We start from the raw sequence: 3,292 nt of genomic DNA, 5'->3' as shown, positions 1-3,292 counted from the left end.
TGTCCGCGCCGACGCGAATTTGAGCCAGGCGCCGATATTTGAATGAGCCGGGAGATTTGAGCCGAAAGCCAAGCCTAGCGACAATTCCAGTGCCAAGGAAGTGGCTCACTGCGGCGCCGGAAGATGGCTCAAATCGGCGTCGGCGGCAACACATTGATCCATTGGCCGGCATTAGAAATCACCGCCAGCACTTGGGTTGGGAGGTGACGGTCTGGGTCAGCCCAGTGTCGGCGTCAGGGTCAAAAACGCGCCGGCGCCAACATCGCATGAGTTGCCAGCGCAACATCCGCGCCCTGCTGCACGTGTCCTGGTCTAATGAAGTCGCACACTGCGATAGCTGGCAATCAGTTGGACAGTACTTCGGGCGGCGGGTGTGATGCAAAAATGGCGGGCTGCTTCCGTCATGGCGTAGTCGGTCGGCACCTAGTCGTGCCCAAAGGCGCGTACTTGTGCACCAGAATAATGTCGATCACTTCTTTTATCGCAGCACACCTTGTTCGCGCCAAGCCGCGCCGGCTGCATCAGCTTTCATGGGCTTGTAGTAGTAGTAGCCCTGCACGAAATCGGCTCCCATTCCCTGCAGCAGCGCTACCTCGGCGGCCGTCTCGGCGCCCTCGGCCACCACGTCCAGGCCCAGGGTGTGTGCCAGCATCACGACCACTTCGGCAATCTGTCGCTTGTCATCTTGACGATCCATTTGGGTCACGAAGGAGCGGTCGATTTTTAGGGTGTCGAGCGGCAGGCGCCGCAATTGGCTGAGCGAAGAGTAGCCGGTGCCGAAATCGTCGAGGCATAACTTGACGCCCAATTCCCTCAACTGCCGAAAAATATCGAGTGCGTGATCAGGGTCGGCCATGACCGCGCTTTCGGTCAATTCCAGTTTTAGCGTGCCAGCGAGAATACCGCTCTCGTTCAAGGTCTGCGCGACCAGCGCGACCAGGCGATCATCGGACAGCTGCATCGCCGACAGATTTACACTCATCGTCAGCGGCTGCCCGCTGTCTTGCTGCCAGGTCCGCAGTTGGTTGCAGGCATTCCGAAGTATCCAACCACCCATCCCGACGATCAGGCCGATTTCTTCGGCCACTGGTATGAATTCAGCCGGGCCGACCGCGCCATACACTGGATGATCCCAGCGCAGCAGTGCCTCGAAACCGCGTATTTGGCCGTCGCGGGGGGTGACGATCGGCTGATAGGCCAGCCAGAGTTCGCCACGACCCTGCGCCAATCGCAATTCCGATTCGAGCTTCAGGCGGCGCAAAGCGTTGTCCTGCATGGCGGTATCGAACATGACCCAGCGCGCGCGGCCCTTCTGCTTGGCGTAGTACATGGCAGTGTCGGCGTCGCGCAGCATGTTATGCACGTCGGTGTAGCCGCTCGCGCTCAGGGCAATGCCGATACTGGCCGTGACGATGACCTGCTGCTCGTCCAGCACGAACGGCTCGGCCATGACACTCATAAGCCTTTCGGCCATGCGCACGGGGACCCACTGGTTGCTGATATTGTCGAGCAGGATGGTGAATTCGTCGCCACCCATGCGCGCCACGAAATCGGCGCCGCCAACATCGCCCTCACCGCGCGACATCATGTCGATGTGGCGCAGCGAGTTGGTCATGCGGTTGGCGGTGGCGATGATCAGCTGGTCACCGGCTTGATGCCCCAGGCCGTCGTTGACGCCTTTAAAACGGTCAAGGTCGATGAACAACACGCTGAACTGGTAGCCCGGCACGCGCTGGGCGCGTAAGTGGGCTTGTTGCAGGCGGTCAAGGAACAGCTTGCGGTTTCCCAGCTGGGTCAGTGGGTCGTGCAGCGCGTCGTGCATCAACCTGTCCTTGGTGCGCCTGCGCTCGACGACGCGCCCGAGCGTCATACCGATCTGGCCCATCAGGCGCAGCAGCGCCTCGTCGGGCGTCTGATGTTTCATGCTGAAGAACTCGAGCACTGCCACCACTTCAGTGCCGATCATGACCGGGAATGCAAACAGGGAGCGCAGACCGGCACGCTCCGCTTCCGGCAGACGCGGATGAGCATTCGCATCGAGACTGTTGGAGTTGACCCATGCTGGCGCGCTGCTTTCCCATACCCTGCCCGGTAATCCGATACTGCGTCCAAATGCGATAGATTCGGTCAGTGCGCGCAGCGCGTCGTAGCGGCCGCTGCTTTCGTCATGCCAGATCATGGTGGAATCGAACGTCGATCTGGCGTCGCCGTCGACCAGCAGTAAATGGCCTAACGGCCAGTCAGCGAACTTACATACTGCGGCGAGGGCATGGCGCATAGCGTCTTCAACGCTGTCAGCCTCGTTCGATGCCGCAGCAATCGATTCGAGCAGGCCGATTTCCTGCTGCCGCTGGAACAGGTCGCGCAGGCCGTGTTCAGCGATCGCTTCGGCTTCGTGGCGCGCGGCAGACTCGCGCCGCAGGCGTCGGGTCAGGCGTGCGATTTCGGCGTCGGCAACCGCAGACTCAGCGTCATTGATGGAATCGGACATGTAATACGCACTTGGAAGCTCCTTCATGCATGCACTGTGACTGCGTGATGTCGGCTTGCTCCTGGAAGTGTTTGGCGGCGCCCTGCATGAAGCCTTCCGCCAACGCGCACAGCTTGCGCGGCGAGCTATAGCCAATGATCAAGCCGCCATCGTCGCCGGCGCCGAAATCGAACATCGGCGTGTTCGCGCCAGGATACAACTTATGAACCTCAGGATGAATGACGTTGTTCAAGGTGAGCAGGAAACTGCGCGTTTCGGTATGACTGCTGAAAAAAACGGGGTAGCGAGCAACCATCGAGGGTATGGCGCGCTGGCCGAACCAGCGCAGCACGTCCTGGGTTGGCAGGTTCAGCGCTTTAGATGCCGCGTCGACCAGGGCTACGACTTCGCTGTCGGGATAGTTGCCGAGAGAAGTGTAGGCGCCCGACAAGTCCGCTTCATCGAGCAGCTTGTCCCAGGTCGCTTCGCCGAAATCGTTGCTGACGGCTTCCTCAAGCAAATTAAAAACAATGCCCTTCATATGCTGCCTTGCCAGGGTGATAATCTTCGGATTATGCCTTCGGGATGCATAGTCCCGAACGTTTTGTTACGTGATTTTAGGCAGTGAAGTCCGCATCACACTCTGCCGACGAAGTGGAAGGCAATGTCGCTCATGGCCTCTGCATGGTTGGCGTAGTTGTGCTGCCAGTCGCACACCATCTTCAAGTTCAAGGAGAAGCGCTCCATGACCGAACCGTCCCAACAATTTCTTTGTGACTTACGCTGCCAACCATGCTGTACCTGTGCGCTTGAGTGCTTGAG

At 59.4% G+C, this 3,292-nt stretch carries 2 protein-coding genes and 1 pseudogene; all 3 read right to left on the bottom strand.

Features of this window, described 5'->3' with window-relative positions; all coding sequences use genetic code 11:
- Positions 1-478: 478 nt before the first annotated feature.
- Positions 479-2,491 (bottom strand): putative bifunctional diguanylate cyclase/phosphodiesterase, encoded by a 2,013-nt coding sequence (locus RCH10_RS27335; RefSeq protein WP_409054810.1) that lies wholly within the window; start codon positions 2,489-2,491, stop codon positions 479-481.
- Positions 2,472-3,011: a heme NO-binding domain-containing protein gene (locus tag RCH10_RS27330; RefSeq protein ID WP_323500832.1), complete on the bottom strand. Its 540-nt coding sequence runs from the start codon at positions 3,009-3,011 to the stop codon at positions 2,472-2,474. Before RCH10_RS27330 ends, RCH10_RS27335 begins: the two co-directional genes overlap by 20 nt.
- A gap of 107 nt (positions 3,012-3,118) precedes the next feature.
- Positions 3,119-3,292: pseudogene (locus tag RCH10_RS27325) on the bottom strand (IS3 family transposase); the annotation flags it as partial.

Origin of the sequence: Variovorax sp. GrIS 2.14, from assembly GCF_046115955.1 — a bacterium.
Classification (GTDB): domain Bacteria; phylum Pseudomonadota; class Gammaproteobacteria; order Burkholderiales; family Burkholderiaceae_C; genus Variovorax.
Note: the sequence above shows the minus strand (reverse complement) of the source record. Positions and strands in the feature narration are given on the sequence as shown.